Origin of the sequence: Micromonospora sp. NPDC002389, from assembly GCF_040296095.1 — a bacterium.
Classification (GTDB): Bacteria; Actinomycetota; Actinomycetes; order Mycobacteriales; family Micromonosporaceae; genus Micromonospora.
The window spans coordinates 557056-582453 of the sequence record NZ_JBEOWP010000003.1; the positions used below are offsets into that span (position 1 = coordinate 557056).

Sequence of the window (25398 nt, forward strand, 5' to 3'; positions counted from 1 at the left end):
CTGCCACGCCCTCACCCGGCGCGGTCGCGCAGGATGATGTCGCGCAGGGAGCCCATCCCGTACCGGTCCTCGTCGCTGGACATCGCGGCCACCTCCGCCAGGACCGGATCCACGTCGATCCCGGCCCGCCGGGCCCGGTCGCACATGGCCTGCAACGACATGATCTCGTCGCGGGTGTCGGCACCCTGGTCACGGGCGGAGAGATGGACGAGGTCGTCCCGGAACTCCTCGGCCGTCCGGCAGTCGGTGGGCAGGTGCGCCGCCCAGCGGAACGACGGGTACCGGTCGAACATCCGCCGGATCTCGACCCGGGCGGTCTCGTCGGCGGCGTACCTGTCGACGATGGCGCGGAGCACGCGCTCGGCGCGGTCCTGTACACCCAGCGCTGTCAGCTCCGCGTCGACGGCGGCACCGAGCTCCGCCAACCGGTCCAGTGCGGTGACGTCGACCGGCTTGCTCGCCACCGAGCGGTAGCGGGCGTCCAGGTCCGCCATCTCGGTCTCGATCTCCGCCATATCCACGGACACCGTTATATCGCACCGACGCCGTCCTCCTGCCGGCAGCGCACACCGGTCGAGGTGCGGACGACTGGCATACTCGACCCGACCAGGTGGGGACCGGACAGTGTGGTGGTCAGGTGCAGTTCCGCATGTTGGGACCGCTGGAGGCCGTCCGGGACGGGCACACCGTGCCGCTCGGTGGGCCGAAGCAGCGGGCGCTGCTCGCGCTCTTCCTGCTGCGCCCGAACCGGTTCGTCGCCACCGACTGGCTGGTCGACGCGCTCTGGGACGGACGGCCGCCGGCCAGCGCCGAGATGACGCTGCGCACCTATGTGGCCGGACTACGCCGCGCGGTCGAACCGCAGCGCAGCCGTCGCGAGCCGGCCCGCGTGCTGCGCAGCCACCCCAGGGGGTACGAGCTGCGCGTCCGGCCGGAGGACGTCGACGCGGTCCGCTTCCAGCGTCTGGCGGCGTACGCGACACACACGCTCGCGGCCGGCGACGCCGTCTCGGCCGAGCGGGGCTTCGCCGAGGCGCTGGCACTCTGGCGAGGCGAGCCGCTGACCGGTGCGGCCGAGCTGACGGCGGTGCGTCCCGAGGCCGCCCGGCTGACCGAGGCACGCCTCGGTGCCGAAGAGGGACGGTTCACGGCTGCCGTGGCGGCCGGACGGCACGCCACCGTACTCGCCGAGTTGCGCCACTTCGTGGCCGCACACCCGGTCCGCGAGACCGCCCGTGCCCAGTTGATGCTCGCGCTCTACCGGTCCGGGCGACAGACCGAGGCGCTGGCCGCCTTCGACGAGGGCCGTCGGGTCCTGGCCGGCGAGTACGGCATCGACCCGGGCGAAGAGCTGCGCGAGCTGCACGGCCGGATCCTGGCCCAGTCCGTGCCGCCGCCGGCCACGCCTGTCACCGCTGTCGCGCCGGACGCTACGCCGACCGGGGTGGCCGGCCCGTCCGCGTCCACTCCGGCCGGCCGGGCCGGTCCGGTCCACCTGACGACCAGCGTGGACGGGCCGGCTCCGGCGGAGCGGACGGACTCCCTGGTCGGCCGGGACGCCGAACTGACCGGGCTGATGACGGCGCTGACCGAGGCCATCACCGGCGGCGGTGGCCGGATCGCCGTCGTGGTGGGTGAGCCGGGGATCGGCAAGACAACGCTCGCCGCCGCGCTCGCCGGGACGCGGGGCGTACCGGCGGTGTGGGGTCGCTGCCCCGACGTCGGGCAGACACCGCCGTTCTGGCTGTGGAACCAGGTGGTGCGGACGCTGGCGGCGATGCCGCAGGCGGGCACGACCGGATCGACGCGCCGGTTGGACGGCTTCGCGGCCGGACCGGCGGACGGGTCGACCGGCGATGCGGCACCCGACCCGACGGCGCGGTTCCGCGCGTACGAGGCGGTGGCGGACCTGGTCCGGACGGTCGCCGATGCGGACGGCCTGCTGGTGGTGCTGGACGACCTGCACGCCGCCGACCCGGACTCGCTGCTGCTGTTGCGGTTCCTCGCCACGACCCTGTCCGACGCCCGGGTTCTCGTGCTGGCCACGATGCGCCCCTACGAGCACCACCCGGCGCTGGTGGCGACGGTGGCCGACCTGGCCCGTGGTGCGGGTTTCCGCCACCTGCGGCTGACCGGGCTGACCGACACCGACGTGGCCGACCTGGTCCGCCGACGCACCGGCACGCCCCCGCAGCGGCAGGTGGCGGCGCGCCTGGCCACCCGGACCGGGGGCAACCCGTTCTTCATCACCGAGCTGCTGCGCGCCGGCACCGACCCGGCCGACGCGGACCTGCCGCCGAGCGTCCGGGACACCGTCCGGCTGCGCCTCGGTGCCCTGCCCGACGCGGCCCGCGACTGTCTGGAACTGCTCGGCGTGGCCGGACGCGACCTGGACACGCAGACGATGGCGACGGTGCTGGAGGTGTCGGCGGCGCACATCACCGAGGGGTTGACGGCGGCGTACGCGGCAGCGCTGGTCGCCGAGGCCGGGCCGGGTGCGGTGCGGTTCCGCCATCCGCTGTTCGCCGAGGTGGCGTACACGCAGTTGCCGCCGCCCCGACGCGCCGCGCTGCACGCCCGGCTGGCCCTGGCGTACCAGCGGGTCGGCGGCGTCGCCCCGGCCGAGCTGGCCCACCACTTCGGGCAGGCGATCGGACTCGGGCACGGCGAGGACCATCTGCGCTGGTCACTGGCGGCGGCCGACGACGCGACGCGGCGGTTCGCGTACGAGGACGCGCTCGGCCACCTGGACCGGGCGGCCCGGCGACTGTCGCCGCTCGCCGGCACCGCACCGTCGGCGGCGGGCACCGAACTCGCCGTCCAGTTGCACCGGGCCGCCCTGTTGCAGATGACCGTCGGCGTCGGCGCCGACGCCGTCGACGAGGTCTGCGCCCGGGCCCGGGAGCTGCTGGCGCTCGTCGGAGCGGAGACCGACGTACGGCCCGCGTTGTGGGCGCTCGGCGAGCTGGCCGCCAACCAGGCCGACTACGCCGGCTGCGGGGAGTTGGCCGAGCGGCTGGTCCGGGCCGACGACGGCACCGGGCTGATCGCCGCGGCCGGAGAGTACCTGCGGGGTGTGGTCGGCTACTTCACCGGCGCGCTGGTCGAGGCCGACCAGCGGCTCACCGCCGCCGTCGATCGGCTGCGCACGGTCGACCCGGATCTGCTGGGCCGCCAGGTCGGTCGGTTGCCGGTGTTGGCCGCGTACAACTTCCGGGCCCTGGTCCGGTCGCTGCGCGGAGCGACCGAGGACGCCCGGCGGGACATCGCCGAGGCGGAGCGGCTGGCCGAGCGGCTCGCCGACCCGTACGGCCGGGCGAACGCGGCACTCTTCGCGGCCTGGATGGGGATGCAGGAACGCGACGTGGCGGCGGTACGCGCGGCGGCGCACCGGTGCCGCGAGATCGGTGCCGCCAACGGCATGCCGCACTTCGTGACCACGGGCGGCTTCTTCCTGGAGTGGGCGGCCGCGCGGGGCGGCGAGCACGACCGGCTCCCGGCGATGCGGGCCGCGGTGGAGGGCATCTACCGCCCCGGGCTGCGGGCCACCCGCACCGTCACGTACAGCGCGATGGCCGAGGCGTACCTGGCGGCGGGTGACACCTCGACGGCGGCGGAACTGGCCGACGAGGGCCTGTCGGTGGTGGACCGCCTGGGCGAGTCGGTCCTCGCGCCCGAACTGCACCGCATCCGCGGCATCGCCCGCCGCGACCCCACCGCCCTGGCCACCGGCGCCCGCCTGGCCGCCGCCCAAGGCAACACCCTTCTACAATCCCGCTTCCCCACCCACCCCCACCCCTGACCACCCCACCAAGCCCAAGACCAACCAGACCAGACTCCCGACAGGCCAAGCCCCTTACGCCAGCACCCACCAGATCAGAATTTCCACAGGCCGAACCGTCCGCCCCAGACCCACCGAATCAGAATCTCCGGCAAGCCGAGCCGTCCGCCCCAGACCAACCAGGTCAGGTTTCCGGCAGGCCAAACCATCCACCCCAGACCAGACCAACCAGGTCAGGTATCCGGCAGGCCCGACCCGCGCAGGGATCAAGCCTGACCGCCCGGAGCGGGTCGGGCCTGCCGGAAACCTCACCGCAATTCCACAGAACCTCCACACGCACCCGCTCTGCTGGACCACGTACAACAGTCCCCGCCCGGAGGCTCCGGGCGGCCAGGTGGTGGAGGAACGAGATGAACCCGGCCCAGTCGTCGTCGCCCGGCGAGGTCCAGGAGGTCGACGTCGTCATCGTCGGGTGTGGTCCGGTCGGTGCGCTGGCCGCGAACCTGCTCGGCATGCGGGGCGTCCGCACGCTCGTCGTGGAGCGGAGCACGGAACCGCACGGGCAGCCGCGCGCGTTCTCCTGTGACGACGAGGCGCTGCGCATCTATCAGCAGGCTGGCCTGCTCGACCGGATCGTCGGCGACCTGCACCAACCGGTACGCGCCGACTACGTCAACGCCGCCGGCCGGCGGTTCGCCACCATCGCCTTCGACGAGGTCGACTTCGGGTTCGGGCACGCGCCGCTGAACTTCTTCGACCAGCCGTTGCTGGAGCAGGCTCTGCGTACCGGGCTGGAGCGGTTCGCGCACGTGACGCTGCGGCTGGGCACGGAACTGGTCGACCTGCGGCAGGACGAGGACGGCGCGGATCTGGTGGTGCGGGACGTGGTGGCCGACCGGTCGTACCCGGTGCGGGCCCGGTTCGTGCTCGGCTGCGACGGTGCGCGGAGCACCACCCGCACGGCGGTACGGATCCCGCTGGCGGGGGCGAGTTACGCCGAGCCGTGGCTGGCGGTCTCCGGTGACGTGGCCCCGGACGGGATCCGCACGCCGCACACCACCTTCGTCTGTGACTGGCGACGTCCGGCGTTCGTCTCCCCCGGGTCGCGGGGCAGCTATCGGGCGGAGTTCATGCTCCAACCGGGCGAGACCGAGGCCGACATGCGGGAACCGGCGAAGATCGCCGAGCTGGTGTCGCCGTACGTGGACCCGGACCGTTTCACCGTCACCCGCGCCGTGGTCTACACGTTCCACCACCTCATCGCCGCCAGGTGGCGGGAGGGACGGGTGTTCCTGCTGGGCGACGCCGCCCACCAGATGCCGCCGTTCCTCGGGCAGGGGCTGTGCAGCGGACTGCGGGACGCGGCGAACCTGACCTGGAAACTGGCACTGGTGCTGTCCGGCGGGGCCGCCCCGGCGCTGCTCGACACGTACGAGACGGAACGTCGGCCGCACACGGCGGCGATGGCGGAGACGAGCGTCCGTCTGGGTCGGGTGTTCCTGGCCCGCAGTCGGCGGGCCGCGTGGGTCCGCGACAGCGTGCTGCGGGCGGTGCAGACCGTGCCCCGGGTACGCCGATTCGTGCGGCACTTCGAGTTCAAGCCGCTGCCCGCGTACGAACGTGGACTGTTCGCCGGTGGCCGGCGCGACGGTGCCGTCGGGGCGATGTTCCCGCAGCCCCGGGTGGCTGTCGGCGGCGATCCGACGCCCCGCCTGCTCGACGATCTGCTCGGCGACGGCTTCGCGCTGGTCGGGCGTGGCCTTCCGGCGGAACTGCCCGGGCTGCCGGGGCCGGCGCGGTCCGTCGTGACGCATCCCGCCGGCACCGATCCGGCGCGCCTGCCGGCGGGCGACGCCGCCCAGGTCCACGTCGTCGACCTGGACGGGACCGTCGACGCCTGGCTGCGGCGGCACCGGGCGGACGCCGTCCTGCTGCGACCGGACCGGTTCGTCTTCGCCGTCGCAGGAAGCGACGGCCTGGACGAGGTGACCCGCACGCTCGCGGTCGACCTCGGTGTAACCGCTTCCCGCCAGCCCACCGGTTAGGCCACCTGACGGCACCGGACGCAGGCGGCGCGCGGGCTGCGGGATCCGTCGCCCGCGCGCTACTGCCGGTCGGTGTTCCGGGAAGGGGCGGTGACGTGCCAGGATGCGGCCATGCGTGCCGTGATCTTCGACGAGTTCGGTGTCCCGCCGCAGGTCCGCGATCTGCCGGACCCGACGCCACCGGCCGGTGGCGCGGTCGTCCGGGTCGAGGCGACCGGATTGTGCCGCAGCGACTGGCACGGCTGGCAGGGACACGATCCGGACGTCGTCGTGCCGCACGTACCCGGGCACGAGTTCGCCGGTGTCGTCACCGCCGTCGGCACCGGCGTGCGGGGCTGGCGAGCGGGTGACCGGGTCACCGCACCCTTCGTCTGCGCCTGCGGACGCTGCCCGTCGTGCCAGGCAGGCGAGCAGCAGGTCTGCGAACGGCAGAGCCAGCCCGGCTTCACGCACTGGGGTTCGTTCGCCGAATACGTGACCGTCCACGACGCCGACGTCAACCTGGTCCGGCTCCCCGACGAGCTGGACTTCCCGGCCGCCGCCGCGCTCGGCTGCCGGTTCGCCACCGCGTTTCGGGCCGTGGTCACGCAGGGCAGGGTCGCGGCCGGCGAGTGGGTGGCCGTGCACGGCTGCGGCGGGGTGGGGTTGTCGGCGGTCATGATCGCGCAGGCGTGCGGGGCCCGGGTGGTGGCGATCGATATCGCCCCCGGCGCGCTCGACCTGGCCCGGAGCCTCGGCGCGGCGGTCTGTCTGGACGGACGCGCCCTGGACGGCCCGGAGGCGGTGGCCGAGGCGGTCCGGGAGGCGACCGACGGCGGCGCGCACCTGTCCCTGGACGCGCTGGGCAGTCCCGCCACCTGCACCGCCTCGGTCCGGAGCCTGCGTCGCCGGGGACGACACGTGCAGGTCGGGCTCCTGCCCGCCGCCCAGGGACACCCGGCGGTGCCGATGGACCTCGTGATCGCGTACGAGTTGGAGCTACGCGGAAGTCACGGCATGCCGGCGCACGCCTATCCGGAGCTGCTCCGGCTCGTCACCGCCGGCGTGCTACGTCCGGCCGCACTGGTCACCCGCACCATCGGCCTCGCCGACGCGCCGCACGCGCTGGCCACCATGGACGGTCCGACCGGTGGCGGGATGTGCTTGATCCGGCCATGATCCCGGCCGGTTCCGAATCACCGGCGCAGGCGGTCACCGGGGCGGTGGCGACGACGGCGACCCGCCGCTCGCCGAGAGTCAGCACGACCACGGCGCCGAGCAGCACCGCCGATCCGACGGTGGCCGCCGGGGTGAGACGCTCGTCGAGGAACAGCACCGCGATGACCGCAGCGGTGACCGGTTCGACCAGGGCGATCACCGATGCGGTGGTGGCCCGGACCGAGACCAGAGCGGCGAAGAACAACGCGTACGCCAGCGCGGTGGGCACCGCCCCGAGATAGGCGAGCAGACCGAGCACCCGGCCGAGGTCGCCCGCCGTGGGCAGGATCCCTTCGAGCAGCGCCAGGGGCAGCAGGCAGAGCATCCCCACCGCGAAGCCGCCCAGGGCGGTGGTACTGGCGGCCCCGCCGGTGCCGTCCCGGCCACGTCTGCGATGCAGCAGGGTGACGAGGGCGTACCCGGCGGCGGAGAGCAGCGCGCAGGCCAGGCCGAGCAGCGGCGCGGACCCCTCGCCCGCGCTGCCGCCGCCGACGAGCAGGAGCAGCCCGACCAGCGCCGAGGTCACGGTGAGGATGCCGGTACGTCCCAACCGCTCCCCCATCGTCAGCCGGGCTCCGACCGCGATCAGCACCGGTCCGGAGCCGAGGGTCACCACGGTGGCGACCGCCAGTCCGGCGTACCCGACGGCGGCGAAGTAGGCGGTCTGGTAGACGGCCAGGCCGACGCCGGTGGTCACCAGCGCGCTCCAGCGGTCACCTGGTCTGGCATCGGGGGCCTGCCGGGGCGTGTCGCCCGATCGGGCCGGACGCCGGTGGCGGAGCACCAGATGCCCGGCGGAGAGCAGCAGGACGCCGCCCGCGAACCGCCAGAAGGAGACCGCGACGGGCCCCATTCCGCTGATGTCGTAGAGGATCGCGGCGACCGCTCCACCGGTCCCCCAGGCGACCGCCGCGATGAGGATGTACGAAACTCCCCGTCCCACGGACGGGGGCATGTTGATGTGCACAGGATTCTCCGTTGTCGTCACCGCCCGGGCAGCACGGACACCCCCGGGCTCGAAAAGGTCAGAGCCGGGTCGGCGATAGCGCCGTTACCGGGTGGGTGGTGGCGACACGACGGAGAAGGTCACCGGGGCAGCGTACCGGTCCGGACACGGGCCGGTACCCGCGGTAAGGGAGCTGCCCGGCACCGCACGACATCGCCGTACATCTATTGACAAACGTCCTTAACAATCAGAGTCTGAGAGAGCGCTCTCTCACGCCGTGTCACCACCGAACGGAGGAGTACCCGTGGTTGTCCGAAGAAGACTGCTGGCGGTCGCCGCCGCTCTGATCACCGCCGTCCCGACCGCGCTCGTCGCCGCCGCGCCCGCCCAGGCCGTCGGCCCCGCGTTGCTGCCCGTCACCGTCACCAACAACACCGGCCGGTCCGGAGCCGTCCACGTGTACGTCATCGGCGTACAGCTCTCCTCCGGCCGCCTCGGCTACGTCAACCAGGCCGGCACGTTCATCCCCTGGTCCGGTGGACAGATCCCGCCGTCACCCGCGCCGGACGCCTCGATTCCCGGACCGACCAACGGCGCCAGCGCCACGGTCCGCTTCCCGCGTGGCTTCTCCGGCCGGGTCTACTTCTCCTTCGGCGAGAAGCTCAAGTTCTTCCTCACCCCGACCGGCCTGGTGCAGCCCGCCCCGTGGGCGGCCGGCGACGCCAACCGCGACATCCTGTTCGACTGGAGCGAGTTCACCTACAACGACGCGGGGCTCTGGCTCAACAGCTCCCAGGTGGACATGTTCGCGGTGCCGCACGCCGTCACCGTGACCGGCGCCAACGGCGTCACCAAGCGGACCGGCGACGTCGTCGCCAACGGCCGCACCGCGATCATCAACGGCGTACGGTCCCAGTCCGGCTGGGCGAACACCGTGTACACCCGCGCCGACGGCACGGTGCTGCGGGTGCTGGCACCGGGCAAGGCCGCCGGGGCGGGCCTGTTCAGCAGCACCTACCTGGACTCCTACATCGCCTCGGCGTGGAACGCGTACACCAGCCGTACGCTGACCGTGGTGCCGTTCGGCGACCGGCCCGACGTCCGCTACTTCGGGCGTACCTCAGGCCGGGTGATGACCTTCACCAACAGCGCCGGACAGGTCGTCGCCTCGTTCAACCGCCCCTCGTCGGCGAGCGTGTGGGGCTGCGACGGCGACCTGCCCGCTCCCAACGACCAGGTGGTCGGGCCGATCTCCCGTACGCTCTGCGCCGCGCTGAACCGGGGCACCCTCGGCACCATCCACACCCAACCCAGCACCAACGCCGCCGAGTTCTACCGCAGCAACCCGACCAACCAGTACGCCCGGATCATCCACGCCAACATGCGCGACGGTAAGGCGTACGCCTTCGCCTTCGACGACGTCGGCGCCTTCGAGTCGCTCGTGCACGACGGCGACCCCCGCGCCGCCGGCCTGGTACTCAGCCCGTTCTGACCACGGCGACACGCCCGTCGGGATGCCGAACCGGCATCCCGACGGGCGTGCACGGGTGCGGACCGTAGCGGTCAGCCAACGCCGCCCCGCTCCTCGCACGTCGCACGTCGCCGGGGCACGAAACGCTGGTGGCGGGAGGCGCACCCGCCTTCTGTCAGGTTCGCGACGCTCTGCGCGCGACGACCCGGTCCGGACCGGAGCACACCCCGCCACATGCCCTTTGAGCTGGGAAAACTGGCAAGCTTTCACCAGTCCCGCCCCCTGATCGAGGGGCGGTTCGAGTGTTCCGCCGGTCATCCACTCGGTGCAGGGGCATCAGGCACGCGCTACAGGCAGGAACCGCACGACCGCCGCCCCCTCTCTCCGCAGTGGCCCATCGTCACCCGAGAGGGGAACCTCCATGTCCCTGGCGCACCGTCTCCACCCACGGGCGGCCTTCGCCGTCGCCCTGGTCATGCTCCTCAGCCTGCTCGTCGCCCCCACCCCGGCCTCGGCCCGGCAATCGCACCGCTCCGCACCACCGGCCACGGTCTCCACCGCGAACAGTCGACCGCTCGCCGCGCCGACCGACACCCTCGCCCCAGAACCGAGACCTCCGGGGGCACCGGCCGCCCCCACCGCCACCCGCTTCGGCAGCACCGCCACCGTCACCTGGAAAGCACCGCCCTCCCCGGGCGGCGCCATCACCGGATACACGGTGACCAGTTACCACAACGGCAGCAAAGGCCGGTCGGTCTCCTTCGACGCGTCGAAGACCAGCCGGACCATCTCCGGGCTGTCCAAGCAGGGCACCCACCGATTCACCGTCACCGCGAAGAACGCCGTCGGAACCAGCCCGGCCAGCCCCCGCTCGAAGGCTGCGAAGCTACTCGCCCTCCCGGGCGCGCCGACCGTCATCGCCGTCACCGCCGACACCGCGTCGGCGTTGCTGAGCTGGACCCCCGGACCGGACGGCGGCTCACCGATCACCGGCTACGAGGTGACTCCATGGGCGGCCGGGGTACGACAGGCCACCCAGACTTTCGGCCCGGCCACCACGAACACGGTCACCGGCCTTTCCCCGACCACCACCTACACCTTCACCGTGGCCGCCCGCACCTCGGCGGGCACCGGGCCACAGTCCGCGCCGTCGGAGGCGGTCACCGCCAACGTCTCGCCGACCCTGCTGTTCCCCGCCCCGACCGCGGCCACCGTCGGAATCGCCTACACCGCGACCCTGAACGTCACCCACGGTGTGCCACCGTTCACCTGGTCGATAGCCTCCGGCACGCTCCCGCCGGGGCTGATCCTCAACGCCACGTCCAGCAGCATCTCCGGGGTGCCGACCACCGCCGGCGAATACCCGGTGGTGATCCGGGTGGTCGACTCGGCGGCCCGCTCCGGCACCCGACTGATCGTATTGACGGTCAACCAGGTGCCCACCCTGGTCTTCCCGGCGCCGCCGCTGGCCGAAGTGGACGCGGCCTACGCCTACCTGCTCACCGTCGTCGGAGGCACCGCGCCCTTCGTCTGGAACCTGGCCGACGGCTCCCTACCGCCGGGCCTGACCCTGGACCCGGCCACCGGCCTGATCTCCGGCCGACCCACCGTCGCCGGCGCCTTCCCGGCCACCGTCCGGGTCACCGACGCCAACGGATTCAGCGCCACCAAGGCCATCCGCCTGTTGGTGCAACCACACAGCGTGGTCACCCTGACCGCCTCCACCAACGCCACCACCTTCGGCACCCCCGTGCACTTCGAGGTGGTCGTCGGGCCGGGCCAGGCCGACGGGACCGTGACGCTGATCGAGCTGTCGCCCAACGGCGTCGAGACCCGGCTCGGCACTTTCCCGCTGGCGCTCAACAGATCCTCGTTCGACCTGCAACTGCCGGCTTTCGGCTTCAACCAGTTCCGAGCCCAGTACGACGGGGTCAACCCCAACGCCGACGCGGTCTCCAACACGGTCGAGATCGAGGTGTCGGCCGTCCCGGGTCAACTGCTGATCGAGCAGTTCGCCCAGTCCGGCATCGGTGGACTCACCGACCAGTACGTGTCCGTGACCAACACCACGGCACTCGACCTGCCGATCGCCGGTTGGCGGATCGAGGCGCCGGGCGGGGTGGTCGTGCCGGTGCCGGGCAGCGCCCGACCGCTGCCGCCGCGCCGCGGCTTCCTGGTCGCCGCCACCGGATACTCCCTCACCAACATCCAGCCCGACCTCGTCGTGCCCACCCTCGGTCAGGGCGGCCTGCGGCTGATCGCGCCGGACACCGCGAACACCCGGGTGGACGCGGCCGGCTCCACCGTCGGCTTCTCGGAGGGCACCCCACTGCCGGCCTTCGGCAGCCCGCCCTTCGTGCCGCACGCCTGGAACCGATTGACGGTCGGCGGCAAGCCACAGGACACGGTGAACAACACGGCCGACTTCCGACTGGTGGCGACCGTGCTCGGCCCGATCAACGGGGTGCCGTCGGCGTTGGGTACCCCGTCACCCCAGAACAGCCTGGGCACCTATCAGCAGAACACCGCGATGCAGTCGACGCTTCTCGACCCCGGCGTCGCCCAGAGCGCGGTGCCGAACCGGGTCCGCACCGCCGGCAGCCCCGGCACGCTGGTGATCCGACGGACCATCACCAACCGGTCCAGTGTCCCGATCACCCAGGCCCGGGTCCGGATCACCAGCCTCAGTCAGGAGAACGGCGCGCCGTTGCCCGGCGGACCGTCGCCGGCCGTGCACTCTCACCTGCGGCTGGTCAACCCGGCCAATCCGACCAGCTCGATAACCGTCAGCAACGGTCAGACCCTGCTGGTCCGGAACCTCTCGATGGATCCGCCGGCCAGCAACCCACCGGGCGGTGGTCTGGCCACCACCCTGACTATCCCGTTCGATCTCGGCGGTCTGCGACCCGGCGGACAGGTGCACATCGCCCTGACCTTCGCCATCGACACGCCGGGGACATTCTGGCTCGCCTATGACATCGACGCGCTCGGCCTGGGTGACACGCCGAACTCGGCGAGCAACGCCAAGCAGGCCAAGGCGACCAAGGCCACGTCGGCGAAGCAGCGGGCGCTGGACGCCCGCCGGCTGGCCGAGTCCAAGAAGCTGAGCGTGGTCACCGGCACCGTGCGCTGAGCACGGGTTCGCCGGGGTGCGGGTGGCGCCCCAGGGCAGCGCCACCCGCACCGTCTCCGCAGCGACAGTCGTTGATCAGGTCATGACCGGGGAGACCATGGGCACGACCGGACGGTCCGTCTACGGACTGTGCGTACACGGGCTGGACGACGTGCGGGAACTCCCACCCGTCGACCTCCTCCGAACAGGCCAGCCATCGGTGTTCGTCCGGCAGACCACCGCCGAGGCGCCGCCGCTGGTGCCGACCGACCTCGACGGTGGGGTGCGGCTGCTCGCCGACGGGCGGACACTCGCCGTCGAGCGAATCCGGGGCACCGCCACCTTCCACGGCCCCCCGCTCGCCCCTGATGTGCTGGCACACCCCTATCTCGCACCGGTGGTCACGATCTTCAACCGCTGGCTCGGGCGGGAGACCTTCCACAGTGGCGCCTTCGTACACGCCGATCGTGCGTGGGCGGTGATCGGTCCGCGTACCGCCGGCAAGAGCAGCCTGCTCGCCGCGTTGGCCGCCCGGGACGTCCCGGTGGTCGCCGACGACATCCTGGTCGTCGACGACGCCCACGTGTACGCCGGTCCACGCTGCATCGACCTGCGACGCCCGGTGCCCGGGGTGTCACTGACCACCCGCCTGGCCCGGGCCGGCGACCGGCGACGTGTCGCGCTGCCCCCGACGGCCGACCGGACCCCACTGGGCGGCTGGATCTTCCTCGGCTGGGGCCGGACCCTGACGATGTCCCGGCTCGCCGGCCACGACCTGCTCACCCGGCTGGCCGCCCGCCGGTCCTGGCAGCACCTGCCCACCGACCCGAGCGCGCTGCTGAGCCTCGCCGCGCTGCCGTCGTGGCAACTGACCCGGCCGCGCGACTGGGCGGCCCTCGGACCGACTTTGAGGCTGGTCGAAGAGACCCTGACCGCCGTCACCGAGGCAGTGGCGGTCCCGCAATGACCGCCACGCCGAGAGCTGCGGGTGCCTTGTGGCACCTCGCGCTCGACTCGACGGCCGTGACGACCTGTGCCCGGCTGGCCGAGCGTGGGGTGCCATCCGTCCTGCTCAAGGGTGCCGGGCTGGCCCGTCGGCTCGGCACCGAGGGCCACCGGGTCTACGCCGACGTCGATCTGCTGGTCGCACCGGACACCTTCGACCTCGCGGAGCGCTCGCTCGCCGCATCGGGCTTCCGCAGCCGGCTACCCGCGGGGCGCCCCGATCACCGGCTGCTCTGGTACGAACGGCCGTGGCGGGCCCCCGGTCCGGTCGACATCGTCGTCGACCTGCACCGAGGCTTCCACGGAGTGGCCAACCCCGAGGAACTCTGGACGCTGGTGTTCGGGTCGGCCGAACGAATCGCGCTGGCCGGCGGAGAAGTTCTCGTCCCGGACGCCGCCGCGGCAGCCCTGCTGGTCGCGCTGCACGCCGCCGCGCCGGGACGCTCCCACCGGCCGTACGCCGACTTGCTGCGTGCGCTGGAGGTCCTCCCGCCGCAGGTGTGGCAGGCGGCGGCCGGGCTCGCCGACCGGACCGGTGCGGCGCCGCTGTTCGGCTTCGGGCTGCGTCTGACACCGGACGGGGCGAAGCTGGCGAACGACATCGGGCTGCCTGACCGATCGACCCCACTCCAGTGGATCCGGGTACGTCGCGTCGCCGGGCCGGCGCATGTGCTGGCGCAGCTCGCCGAGTTGCCCACCCACCGGGGCCGGCTCCGGCACCTGTGGCCGTACCTCTTCCCGCCGCGCGGGGTGATGCGACACACCGACCCGCTGGCCCGGTACGGTCCGGCGGGTCTGCTGGCGGCGTACCTCCTCCGGATCGTCCGGCACGTCCGCCGTCTGCCCCAGGCGGTGACGGAGTTGCGGACCGTGGCTCTACTCGCCCGACGGTCGAATCGTGACTGATCGACTACGATCCGCGCCGAGGGCCGTGGGGCGGACTCTGCGTCGTGGTGGCGTGCCGGCGCTGCGGACCGCCCTGTGGGCAGGATGGGCGGTGCGCCGGGTACGGACACAACTCCCGCAGTGCGGCATCGACGACGTCCGGTTGCCGATTCCGCCTCCCGACGCCGCCGCACACCACGCCGTGGTGCTCGGCGTTCTGCGCCGGACAGAGGCCAACTGCCTGGAGCGGGCACTGGTGCTGCAACGCTGGTACGGCAGCCAACGGATCGCCCGGACGATCGTCATCGGGGTCACCGCACCCAGCGCCGGCTTCCACGCCCACGCCTGGCTCGACGGCGACACCGACGCCGAACGCGAGGCGATGGTGGAGATCCTGCGCCGCCCCACTCCGCCGGCCTGGCTTGCCGGCAGCCCCTGAGGGCCGGTCAGGGACGCGGCAACAGGCCGTGTCCATGCAGTTCGTCGAGGAAGGCCGAGACATCGGCCCGCGCCTGGGCCGGGTCAACCGGCTCGTCCTGCACCAGCGCGGCGACCAGGTCGCTGTGGGTCGCGCCGTCGACCAGGCGGTGCCACAGCAGCGCGCCCGGACGGGCCAGTCCGAAGTAGACGGACTGGGCGGTGTCCAGCACCACCACCTCGTCGCCCGCCGCCCGCCAGACCACCCGGGTGGCGTCCACCCGATACACGTTCTCCTGCTGGTTCACGAGGTGACCTCCGTGTCGGATCCGGATCGGGTCGGCGGGATCGGCGGGGTGGGGCTGGCCGGTGTGGCCTGTGGCGAGTACCGAGGCGGGGGTGCCGGAGCCGTCGTCATCCAGATCTGCTGCACCAGGGCCGCCGTACCGCCCGGGATCGGCCAACGGGACCAGATGTCCCGCAGCGCCGGCACGTCGACCAGGTCAGGGTCCACCCCGGTGCCGTCCCAGGACTGGACGAACTCCCGGGTGGTCTGTCGAAGGAAGACATCCCGGAAGCGAGCCTTGGGCCGGGGCGCGATGATGTCGGGCGGCAGTGCGATGCCGACGATCTCGGCCAGCAGGTCGTCGCGGGTGCATCGACGGCGGCGTCCGGCCATCGCCGTCAACGCGGCCAGGAATCCGCAGTCGAGCAACGGGTGCAACGGAGTCACTTCGTGATCACCGGCGACGGCGGCGAAAGCCGACTGGGTGATCACCAGGTCACGACGGCGCGCGTGCCAGGCGGTACGCGGGCCGAGGCGGCGCGGTTCCGCGCGCTGCTCCGCCCGTAGCGCCCGGTGGGCCTGTCGCGCCACGTCCCCATGCAGCCAGGGAAACAGCAGTTGCGCCGGTCGGTGCCGACGCGGCAGTTCGCGGACGAGAGCACGGATCCGTGCCAGGCGGGCCCGGGTGGGACGGGTGGCCGGTCGCCGCCAACCCGACAACATCTGGTCACCGCCCAGTCCGGTGAGCACGCTGCCGCCCGTGGCCAACTCCACCACCGGCAGGTGCAGATGCAGGTTCACCGGGTGCTGCAGCCCATAGTGGTGCAGGAGGCGACCGGCAATCGGGCCGATCAGGTCCAGGTCGTCGTCAGCCCGGAGGATCTGCCAGGTGGCGCTCAAATCCAACGCTGCGATGATCCGCTCCTGCCAGGAAGACTCGTCGGCCCCGGGCGCGCCGGTGAACCGCCAGGTGACCGGCACGGGCTCGGGGAGCCCGTGCCGCCGGGCCACCCGGACGGCCACGGCAAGGACCAGCGACGAGTCCAAGCCACCGGAGAAGCTCACCACGCACGGTGGGCGACGCAGCGCGGGCAGCACCGCCTGCTCCAGTGCGGCGAGCGGATTCTTCGCGACCGGGGGCACGGACCAGAGCCTCGGTGGTGGACCCACACCCAGCACGGTGCCGGTCGCGATGTCGAACGGGGTTGGCTGGAGCATGGCACCTCAATCGCGAGTCAGGGTTCCCCGGGTCGCGGCGATCCGCAACGCGCGCCCGAAGGCCCAGGTGGACAGCGGCAGCAGCAGCACGGACACGGCCAGCAGGGTCAGTACCGAGGGAGCCCAGGCACCGCCGGACAGTGCGGCACGCAGACCGTCCAGGGCAATCCGGCTCGGCAACACGGCGGTCAGCACGGGCAGCACGCCGGGTAGTGCGGTCACCGGGAAGTACGTCCCGGACAGAAAGGACAGCCCGACGACCAGCAGCCGGGCAGCGGCCTCGCCGTGCCCGACGGCGACGGCGAACGCGCTCAGTCCGATTCCGACCCCCATCATCGCCCCGCTGCCCGCCACCAGCACGGCGGTCACCCCCCACCAGTCGGCCCGCTCGGTGTGCAGGCCAAGCACCGTGTGCAGGAGGAGCAGGTAGACACCGGCGCGCATCAGCGCCAGAAGGAACGGATGGCCCGCGAGACCGACCGCCAGGGCGGCCGTCGGCACCGGCTGGGCGGCCAGCATCTCCAGGGTGGCACCCCGCTGTTCCCGCACTACCCGGCCGGTGAGGTGCGTCATCGCGGCCTGGAGGACGAGCATGAAGATGATGCCGACCGCGACGAAGTCGAAGTAGCTCGTCCCCACGAACGGGTGCTGCGCACCCCCGGGGGTCAGCACCCGCGAGATGAAGAGGAACACGACCAGGTTGACCAACCCGAACGCCAGGTCCAACAGCAGTGGCACCCGGAACGTCTGCCGATCGCTCAGGTCCCGACGGATCAGCGCGAGGACCGCGTTGGCGCCGCCTCGGGCGGGTCGGTGGTGCGGGGCGGTGCGCGCCCGCACGGGCGTCGGGCGGGCCTGGGCGGGTGGGTGGACCGATGGGGTCATCGGACCGGCTCCAGGACGAGGTGCCGCTGGCAGCGGCTCCGGTCATCGGCGTCGTGCGAGGCGATGACGCAGGTCAACTCCGCCCGCCGGTCGATGGCCTGCCACAACAGGTGCCGGGCGTTCTCGTCGAGGGATCGGGTCGGCTCGTCGAGCAGCAGGAGATCGGGGTCGGCGACGAGGGCGCGGGCGATGCTGACCCGGGCGCGTACCCCGGCAGAGCAGCGGGCGACCGGCACGCCGGCGTACCGGGTGATGTCGAACTCCTGCTCGATCCCGGCGACACCGGGGCGGACTGCGCGGCGCGGCATCCGCATCCGGGCGACGAGAGCGATGTTCTCGTGTGCCGTGAGTTTCTCGTAGAGGCCCTGTTCCGGGGCCAGACACACCCCGGTGGCGCGCCGGGCGGCGGGCGAGCCGACCGGGTGGCCGGCGACGGTGGCCTGTCCGGCGCTCAGGGCGAGCGTCCCGGACAGGCACCGCAGCAGGGTGGTCTTGCCTGAGCCGTTGGGTCCGCCCAGGAACACCCGCTCACCGGCCGCGACGTGGAGGTCGAGGCCGGTGAAGACGGGACGTCGACCGAACCGCCGTGCGGCCTGTCGGAGGTGCAGCATGGGAATCCGGCGTCCGCCGTAGGTCAGAGCGAGCCGTCGCCCTGACCACCGAGCCCGTCGTCGGGACCGACCGTACCGCCGCGGGTCAGTTCGGCCAGGGTCCCCAGCCGGGTGATGGTCGGGCGCTGGTAGCCGGTGACGACAGGGGCGCCTGATGTCTCGTCCACGTGACGGGAAGACTTCATGCCGTTTCCATTCTCGAGTAGATTTCTCCGCTGGCCCGTGCCGTGCCACCTGGCCTGTCATCGAAAGAAGACTTGCAATCAACGGCAGGCGGCGCTGCTTTTCAGCGCGCGCACCGCGGACAGCACACCGGGGCTGCCAGAACAACGTCCGGGCAGCATCAACAGTTACTAGCCCGGGTCGACCGCCAGTCGACCGAATCGCCGAGACAATCACCATCACCCCGGAGCCGCCACGCAGGGTGTGCGACCGATGCCACCGGAGCGCGCCACGGCAACCCTTGCAGCTACGGCGCTCCCGTCCGGACCATCTGTCCACAGTGCTCCGTAGGTGCCGTCCGGCAGGAGCGGTCCCAAACCGAGCCACCGGTCGGACAACCGGCTTCCCATCGTGAGTGAAGTGCACTTGCGGCAACCACACGCTTCGTTTCCGGAAACGCTCCAGCCGGCGCGGCAATGCCAGGTTCTTATCATCAGGACAGGACGATGCTTCGCCTTTTTGAACCTTGCTGCGCGAACCGGAAGGCATCCGGCGCACAAAGGCACTGTGCGATGCGCGGGCACTTCTCCGTGGCCCACCCGGTTGTTTATAGTGCGACATCAGTCGACATCGCCAGGAAGGGCCAGCCCGATGTCGTGATCGCGGGGAGGCACCCGATGGCGGAATATCGACCGCCGAAGGCACGGCGAGAATCGGTGATCCCTTCTCAGCCCACCGACACCGCCGTCGGGACGGGACCGTCGCCGTGGCGACGGCTTGCCATCACCGGCGTGGACGAGGTGCACGCCTTCTTCGCAGCCACCTTCGCCAACAACAAGATTCTCCTGTCGGACACGAGGTCCCACACCGCGCACCTGCGGGGGATGGGGGCAACGCTCGACGACATCGTGTTGACCGGTTTGCGGTATCCGGTGCTCACCCGGATGGAACGCCTGTCAGACGACCTCGTCAACTTCATCCACATCCGCACTGGACGGCTCACCGTCACCGACCGCCATGACGACGCCCATGTGACGCCTGGTCACACGATCGCCTTACCGACGGGCCTTCCCCTGCAGGCAGAGTTCGAAGCGGTCGAGTCGTTCACCGTGGGGATCCCCCAGTCGCTGCTCGACGAGATCGCCCGAATCCACTCCGGAGGCGTCGTCGGGAAGGTGCAGTTCGAGCAGCAGAGTCGACCGTCGCCCGAGCTGGAGCGCCACTGGCTCGGCACGCTCGGGTACGTACGGCAGGTGGTGATGGCCGACACGGAACTCGCCGCCAACCCGTTGATCATCGGTCAGATCCGGCAACTGCTGGCCTCGGCGGCGCTGGCCGTGTTCCCGAACACAGCCCCCGAACTCGCACGCAGAGGCCCCGGCCACGTCTCGCGAACGGTGGTGAGTCGGGCCATGGGGTACGTGGAATCCCACGCCGACCGGTACGTCTCGCTCACGGAGATGGCGGACGCGGCCGGCGTGTCCGCCCGAGCGTTGCAGTACGCGTTCCGCCGCCACGAGGACACCACCCCCGCCCGGTACGCCCGCCGGCTCCGGCTCGAACACGCCCACCGGGAACTACAGACCAGCGATCCGACCACGGGAGCCACGGTGACCGCCATCGCCGCCAGATGGGGGTTCGTGGACGCGAAGAGGTTCGCCACCGACTACCGCGCCGCCTACGGTCACCCCCCGAGTCAGACCCTGCGCAACTGACCGGGCCACGAGTGCGCGGTGCAGCCAAGGATGGGTGGATCTGGTGTCGCCCCAACGACAACAGATCCACCCACCGGCGCTCAGTCGGCGTCAGGTGCGGGCACCTCGCGCAGGCCGTCGCCGTCGAGACGCAGCCACCGTCGTACGCCGATGTCGTGCAGGAAGCGCTCGTCGTGGCTGACCACCACGAACGCGCCCCGGTAGGCGTTCAGCGCGTTCTCCAACTGGCCCACGCTGACCAGGTCGAGGTTGTTCGTGGGTTCGTCGAGCAGCAGCAGGTGCGGGGCGGGTTGGGCGTAGAGGACACAGGCGAGAGTGGCCCGCAGCCGTTCCCCGCCGGAGAGCACACCGACCGGCAACTGGGCCCGGGCACCCCGGAACAGGAAGCGGGCCAACAGGTTCATTCGCTCCGACTGCGGTCGCTCCGGGGCGTACGCGGCGAGGTTCTCCGCCACCGTACGGTCGAGGTCGAGCAGGTCCAACCGCTGCGACAGGTACGCCATCCGGCCGTCGGCCCGACGGACCTGCCCGCCGTCGGACGCCGTCTGGCCGGTGAGCAGCCGCAGCAGGGTGGACTTGCCGACGCCGTTGGGGCCGGTGAGCGCGATCCGCTCCGGGCCCCGGATGGTCAGCTCCAGACCGTCGCCGGGGAACAGTGGACGGCCGTCGTGGCGCACCTGCATCCGCTGACCCTCGACGAGCGTCCGACCGGCGGGTACGTCGGTCTCCGGCAGGTCCAGCGTGAGCGCCTGGTCGTCGCGCAGCGCCCGGCTGGCCTCGTCCAGGCGGCCCTGGGCATCGCTGACCCGGCTGGCGTGCGCCTGCTGGGCCCGTCCGGCCGACTCCTGCGCGCTGCGCTTGAGCCCACCGGCGACGATCCGGGCCAGGCCGGCGTTGCCGAGGTTGCGCGCGGCGTTGCCGGCCCGGCGGTCGGCCCGCTCCCGGGCCTGCTGCATCTCCCGCTTCTCCCGCTTGACCTCCAACTCGGCGCTGCGCACGGTGCGCTCGGCCAGTTCCCGGGCGGCCCGGGCGGCCTCCTCGTAGGCGGTGAAGTTCCCGCCGAACAACCGGAGCTGCCCGCCGTCGAGTTCGGCGATGCGGTCCATGCGGTCCAGCAGCATCCGGTCGTGGCTGACCAGCAGCAGGCAGCCGGACCAGTTCTCCAGCACCGAGTACAGCCGGTGCCTGGCGTCGACGTCGAGGTTGTTGGTGGGTTCGTCGAGCAGCAGCACGTCGGGGCGGCGCAACAGTTGGGCGGCCAGGCCGAGGGAGACGACCTGCCCGCCGCTGAGCGTGTGCAGCGGCCGGTCGAGCGCCACCTCGTCCAGACCGAGCCGGTCGAGTTCGACGCGACTGCGTTCCTCGACGTCCCAGTCGTCGCCGACGACGGTGAAGTTCTCCTCGCTGGCGTCACCGGCCTCGATCGCCCGCAGCGCCGCTATCGCCGGTGCCACGCCCAGCACCTGCGCGACGGTCAGTTCACCGGCGAGCGGAAGGTTCTGCGGCAGGTAGCCGAGCACCCCCTCGACCGTCACGGTGCCGCCGGTGGGAGTCAGCTCACCGGCGATCAGGCGCAGCAGGGTCGACTTGCCGGCGCCGTTCGGGGCGACCAGGCCGGTGCGGCCGGGCGGCACGGTGAAGGACAGGTCCCGGAACACGGGGGTGTCGTCGGGCCAGGAGAAGGACAGGTTGGTGCAGACGACGCAGACGTCGGACATGGCAGTGAGACCTCGGGAGGAAGGCCGGGACGCGACCGGCGCCCCGGTCGGACAGACAGGGCGGTGACATGACAGGCCGCCTGCGGCAGTGGCCGGTCGGCGGCGGGGCCGCTCACCCCGAGATGTCGTCGTCCCCCGACAGCATGTCGCGCTCCTCGTCGCAGATCGCGCGGCTGACCCGCGCGCAGCCAGCCTAACAACTGCACGGCATGGTCGCGCACGTCAATTCCGCAGCCGTCGGGCCGTCAGCGGTGAGAGCCGACCACCGCCACCGGCGGGCCGCGCGAGGCCGCCGGTCAGTCGGATCGGCGGCGGTGCCGGGGCGATGGGGCGTTGAGGTGGCTGGTGAGCACCACCAGCAGCTCGAAACGGGTCGCCGGGTCGTCCAGGTCGGCGCCGTAGAGGTCGCGTAGGCGCTTGAGCCGGTAGCTGACCGTCTGCGGGTGGACGAACAGTTCGGCGGCGACCTCGGCCCGCGAGCCCCAGTGCCGCAGCCATGAGTGCAGCGTGACCAGCAGGTTGTCCCGCTGGGCCGGGCGCAGGTGGGCCAGTGGCGCCAGCCGGCGGGCGGTGAGCACCGCCAGGGCCCCCGGTTCGCCGCGCAGGGTCAACGGGATCAGGTGGTCGTCGGCGAAGACCGGGCCGGGGTCGGGGCCGACCAGGCCGGCGGCCAGCTCGGCGAGGCGTACGGCGGCCGGCACCTGGGGCCAGTCCAGTTCCGGGCCGACCACCGCCCGCCGACCGGCCAGCGCCTCGGCCAGCGGGGCGCGGGCCGCCCGGGGACCGGCCCGCAGCAGCAGCACCGCGTCCCGGCCGCGCTCGATGACCAGGCCGTCGACGCCGTAGCGGAACCGGGCGTCGCGGGCCTGGTCGGGCGGCAGGAGCACCGGCACCACGGTGTCCAGCTCCGGCCAGCCGATCCGGGCGGCGGCTGCGGCCACCGCACTCGGCATACCGTCGCCGCGCAGCAGCAGTTCGGCGAGTTGCCGGCGGCGGTCGCCCTCGCCGGCCTGCTCGCGCACCTGGAGGGCGTACCCGTCGGTGCTCGCCGCGGCCAGCTCGGCGACGTACGCGCTGACCGCGTCGGAGAGGTCGATCAGTTCCTCGGTGCCGACCGGGCGGAGCCGGGCCAGCGACTGCGAGGCGGTGCGCAGCAGCAGCCGGGCGGCCATGCGCAGGGCCGCGAGCAGGGCCTCCGGTCCCCGGTCCTCGCGGGCCTCGGCGGCACCGAGGGCGACGAAGACCTCCCGGATCCGGGGCGGCAGCGCGGGCTCGTCGGTGCCGACCAGGTCGAGGAAGCGGTCGAGGGCCACCTGCACGGCGGTGTGCACGTCGCGGGCGAACTTGTCGTCGGCGATGCCGGCGAAGGCGGGCGTGGCCTCGGTGACCGCGCCCGCCACGGCGGCGACCGTCGACGGCAGGTGCGGACGCATGGAGGCGGCCAGGTCGGCGGGGAGACGCCGCCAGGGGGTGGCGGAGACGGGGGCGCTCACGGGACCGATTTTGTCACGGCGGGATAAAAGAGCCGCCGATTCTCGCTGCCGGCAGGACGGTGTTTCGACCGGTACGCCCGGGCGAGGATGGAGCCCGCCGCCGATCCGACCGAGGAGCCCACCGTGCAGCACCGACTCTCCCGACAGCACGTGGTCGACATGTGCCGGACGATGCTCGCCCGGGGATATCTCAAGGCCACCGAAGGCAACGTCTCGGTACGGGTGCCCGGCCACCGGCTGTACGCGGTGACCCCGAGCAACTACGACTACGACCGGATGCGGGTCGAGGACATCTGCCTCGTCGACTTCGACGGCAAACACGTGCCCGACGGCTCCGGTGCCGACCTCAAGCCGTCCATCGAGTGCGGGATGCACGCCAACATCTATCGGGAACGCCCGGACGTCAACGCGATCGTGCACACCCACCAGCCGTACGCGTCGGCGCTGGCCTTCCTGCGCAAGCCGATCCCGGCGCTCACCGACGAGCAGGTGCGCTTCCTCGGCCGGGAGGTGGCGATCATCGACTACGCCCCGTCCGGCACCGGGTTCCTGGCGCGCAACGTGCAGAAGAAGGTGGCCAGCGGGGACAACGCCTTCATCATCGCCAACCACGGCGTGGTGGCCGTGGGCACCGACCCGGACCGGGCGGTGTTCAACATGGCGTTGCTGGAGAAGGTCTCCATCGCGTACCTGCTGGCGTTGACCAGCGAGACGGGCAAGGTCTACACCATCCCGACCGCGATCCGCGAGATCGCCTTCGGCAAGCTGCGCGCCGACGAGAAGCGGATCGCCGCGCAGATCACCGAGGCGGTCGAGCCGCTGCGGGTACCCGCCGACGAGGACCTGCCCAGCGCCGACGCCACCGCCGCCGCCCAGGCCGCCGACGCCCAGACCGCCGCCGACGCTGAGGCCGACGCCGGGACCGCTGCCGACGTTGAGGCCGGGACCGTGGACGCCCCGGCCGCCGCCGAGGTCGAGGTGCCGGGGGCGGAGTCCGCCCGACTCGGGTACGCCATCAGCGAGTATCCGGACGTCGACGACGTGATGCACCGACTCAAGGCGCTGACCGCCCAGCCGCTGCGCGGGCTGCGCCACGACGCGATGCTCGACGTGCTGAACTACTTCGAGACGAAGTGCCGGGCCAGCAGGGAGATCACCGACCGGGCCAAGCAGCGCATCCCCGGCGGGGTGCAGCACAACCTGGCCTTCAACTACCCGTTCCCGCTCGCGATCGAGAAAGCCGACGGGGCGTACCTGGTCGACCGGGACGGCAACACCTACATCGACTTCCTCCAGGCCGGTGGGCCGACGATCCTGGGCAGCAACTACGGCCCGGTCAACGAGCGGGTGGCCGAGGTGGTCCGCGCCTCCGGGCCGGTCACCGGCCTGTTCCACGAGTACGAACTCAAGCTCGCCGAGATCATCCATCGGTACATGCCGCACGTGGAGATGTACCGCTCCCTCGGGTCCGGCACCGAGGCGGTGATGGCGGCGGTCCGGGGTGCCCGCGCGTTCACCGGCAAGAAGATGGTGATCAAGGTCGGCGGCGCGTACCACGGCTGGTCCGACACGATGGTGTACGGGCTGCGGGTGCCCGGCACGTACCGGATGAACGCCAAGGGCATCCCGTTCGGCGCCACCAGCCGGACCCGGGAGGCGTTCCCACACGACCTCGGGCAGCTCAAGCGCAAGCTGGTGGAGAACCGGCTGCGCGGCGGCACGGCGGCGGTGGTGGTGGAACCGGTCGGCCCGGAGTCCGGCACCCGGCCGGCTCCCCGCGATTTCAACGCCGGGGTCCGCGAGCTGTGCGACGAGTTCGGCGCGCTGCTCGTCTTCGACGAGGTGGTCACCGGTTTCCGCCTCGGGTTGGGCGGCGCGGCCGGCTACTTCGGCGTGACCCCGGACCTCACCGTGCTGGGCAAGGCGGTCTCCGGTGGGTACCCGATGGCCGGTGGGGTCGGCGGACGCTCCGACGTGATGGCGGTCTTCGGCTCCGGGCTGGACGGCAAGAGCGGCGCACACATCCAGGTCGGCGGGACGCTGTCGGCCAACCCGCTGTCCTGCGCGGCCGGGTACTTCGCGATCGAGGAGATGGCGCGCACCAACGCGCCGGTGATCGCCGGCCGCGCCGGTGACCGGCTCACCCGGGGCCTGCAACGGCTGATCGACACGTACGGCCTGCCGTACGTCGCGTACAACCAGGGCTCGATCGTGCACCTGGAGTGCAGCGGCGTGATGCTGCTGGACATGCGCAACCCGGTGAAGCTGCTGCGCGAGAACAAGGCCCGCAAGCGGCTCATGGAGCAGATGGGCGCCGCGTACACCGCGCACGGGATCGTCACGCTGGCCGGCTCCCGGATGTACACCTCGATGGCCGACACCGACGCGGTGATCGACGACGCGCTGGCCCGGTTCGACCGGGTCTTCGCGCAGGTCGAGGGGGTCTGAGGC

At 72.2% G+C, this 25398-nt stretch carries 19 protein-coding genes; 10 read left to right on the top strand and 9 right to left on the bottom strand.

The features are described from left to right. Positions 1–11: 11 nt before the first annotated feature. Positions 12–527 carry a hypothetical protein gene (locus ABT008_RS08715; protein ID WP_350694851.1) on the bottom strand — a complete coding sequence of 172 codons (516 nt, stop codon included), beginning with the start codon at positions 525–527 and terminating at the stop codon, positions 12–14. A 122-nt stretch (positions 528–649) separates the two neighbouring features. Here ABT008_RS08715 and ABT008_RS08720 point away from each other — a divergent pair, with 122 nt between their 5' ends. The 3 genes from ABT008_RS08720 (at position 650) to ABT008_RS08730 (ending at position 6984) form a co-directional block, all read left to right on the top strand. After that, positions 650–3802 (top strand): ATP-binding protein, encoded by a 3153-nt coding sequence (locus ABT008_RS08720; RefSeq protein WP_350694853.1) that lies wholly within the window; start codon positions 650–652, stop codon positions 3800–3802. A 389-nt stretch (positions 3803–4191) separates the two neighbouring features. Then, positions 4192–5826 carry a bifunctional 3-(3-hydroxy-phenyl)propionate/3-hydroxycinnamic acid hydroxylase MhpA gene (gene mhpA, locus ABT008_RS08725; protein ID WP_350694854.1) on the top strand — a complete coding sequence of 545 codons (1635 nt, stop codon included), beginning with the start codon at positions 4192–4194 and terminating at the stop codon, positions 5824–5826. A 111-nt stretch (positions 5827–5937) separates the two neighbouring features. After that, positions 5938–6984, top strand: a complete 1047-nt coding sequence (locus ABT008_RS08730; protein ID WP_350694856.1) for a zinc-dependent alcohol dehydrogenase family protein — start codon at positions 5938–5940, stop codon at positions 6982–6984. Here the strand turns inward: ABT008_RS08730 and ABT008_RS08735 are convergent. Beyond that, on the bottom strand, positions 6893–7966 hold the full coding sequence (locus ABT008_RS08735; protein ID WP_350694857.1) for a DMT family transporter: 1074 nt from the start codon (positions 7964–7966) through the stop codon (positions 6893–6895). The two genes, ABT008_RS08730 and ABT008_RS08735, sit on opposite strands and share 92 nt — an antisense overlap. 307 nt (positions 7967–8273) lie before the next feature. On the opposite strand from ABT008_RS08735, the gene ABT008_RS08740 reads away from it, so the two are divergent. The 5 genes from ABT008_RS08740 to ABT008_RS08760 all read left to right on the top strand — a co-directional run bounded on the left by ABT008_RS08740 (position 8274) and on the right by ABT008_RS08760 (position 14881). After that, positions 8274–9461, top strand: coding sequence for a beta-1,3-glucanase family protein (locus ABT008_RS08740; RefSeq protein ID WP_350694859.1), 1188 nt, complete (start codon positions 8274–8276; stop codon positions 9459–9461). A gap of 400 nt (positions 9462–9861) precedes the next feature. Next, positions 9862–12573 (top strand): fibronectin type III domain-containing protein, encoded by a 2712-nt coding sequence (locus tag ABT008_RS08745; protein ID WP_350694860.1) that lies wholly within the window; start codon positions 9862–9864, stop codon positions 12571–12573. Between the two features lie 82 nt (positions 12574–12655). Next, positions 12656–13519: a hypothetical protein gene (locus tag ABT008_RS08750; RefSeq protein WP_350694862.1), complete on the top strand. Its 864-nt coding sequence runs from the start codon at positions 12656–12658 to the stop codon at positions 13517–13519. Positions 13520–13575: 56 nt separating this feature from the next. Further along, positions 13576–14463: a nucleotidyltransferase family protein gene (locus ABT008_RS08755; protein WP_350694863.1), complete on the top strand. Its 888-nt coding sequence runs from the start codon at positions 13576–13578 to the stop codon at positions 14461–14463. Between the two features lie 25 nt (positions 14464–14488). Further along, complete coding sequence (locus ABT008_RS08760; RefSeq protein ID WP_350694865.1) at positions 14489–14881, top strand: lasso peptide biosynthesis B2 protein; 393 nt, start codon at positions 14489–14491, stop codon at positions 14879–14881. Between the two features lie 7 nt (positions 14882–14888). Here ABT008_RS08760 and ABT008_RS08765 read toward each other — a convergent pair whose 3' ends face one another. The 5 genes from ABT008_RS08765 to ABT008_RS08785 are packed head-to-tail and all read right to left on the bottom strand — an operon-like array spanning position 14889 to position 18044. Then, a complete protein-coding gene (locus ABT008_RS08765) occupies positions 14889–15167 on the bottom strand; it encodes a PqqD family protein (protein WP_350694867.1) in 279 nt (92 codons plus the stop codon). Further along, a complete protein-coding gene (locus ABT008_RS08770) occupies positions 15164–16363 on the bottom strand; it encodes an asparagine synthase-related protein (protein WP_350694868.1) in 1200 nt (399 codons plus the stop codon). Before ABT008_RS08770 ends, ABT008_RS08765 begins: the two co-directional genes overlap by 4 nt. A 6-nt stretch (positions 16364–16369) precedes the next feature. After that, positions 16370–17248, bottom strand: a complete 879-nt coding sequence (locus ABT008_RS08775; RefSeq protein ID WP_350694870.1) for an ABC transporter permease — start codon at positions 17246–17248, stop codon at positions 16370–16372. Next, on the bottom strand, positions 17245–17859 hold the full coding sequence (locus tag ABT008_RS08780) for an ABC transporter ATP-binding protein (RefSeq protein ID WP_350694872.1): 615 nt from the start codon (positions 17857–17859) through the stop codon (positions 17245–17247). Before ABT008_RS08780 ends, ABT008_RS08775 begins: the two co-directional genes overlap by 4 nt. A 23-nt stretch (positions 17860–17882) precedes the next feature. Beyond that, a complete protein-coding gene (locus tag ABT008_RS08785) occupies positions 17883–18044 on the bottom strand; it encodes a lasso RiPP family leader peptide-containing protein (protein WP_350694873.1) in 162 nt (53 codons plus the stop codon). 693 nt (positions 18045–18737) lie between these two features. Between ABT008_RS08785 and ABT008_RS08790 the strand changes: the two genes are divergently transcribed. Further along, positions 18738–19736, top strand: a complete 999-nt coding sequence (locus tag ABT008_RS08790) for an AraC family transcriptional regulator (protein WP_350694875.1) — start codon at positions 18738–18740, stop codon at positions 19734–19736. 80 nt (positions 19737–19816) lie between these two features. On the opposite strand, the gene abc-f is transcribed toward ABT008_RS08790, so the two are convergent. Continuing rightward, positions 19817–21454, bottom strand: coding sequence for a ribosomal protection-like ABC-F family protein (gene abc-f / locus ABT008_RS08795; RefSeq protein ID WP_350694877.1), 1638 nt, complete (start codon positions 21452–21454; stop codon positions 19817–19819). A gap of 296 nt (positions 21455–21750) precedes the next feature. Then, positions 21751–22947 carry a PucR family transcriptional regulator gene (locus tag ABT008_RS08800; RefSeq protein WP_350694878.1) on the bottom strand — a complete coding sequence of 399 codons (1197 nt, stop codon included), beginning with the start codon at positions 22945–22947 and terminating at the stop codon, positions 21751–21753. 123 nt (positions 22948–23070) lie between these two features. Here ABT008_RS08800 and ABT008_RS08805 point away from each other — a divergent pair, with 123 nt between their 5' ends. Then, positions 23071–25395 carry an aminotransferase class III-fold pyridoxal phosphate-dependent enzyme gene (locus ABT008_RS08805; RefSeq protein WP_350694880.1) on the top strand — a complete coding sequence of 775 codons (2325 nt, stop codon included), beginning with the start codon at positions 23071–23073 and terminating at the stop codon, positions 25393–25395. Positions 25396–25398 lie beyond the last annotated feature (3 nt).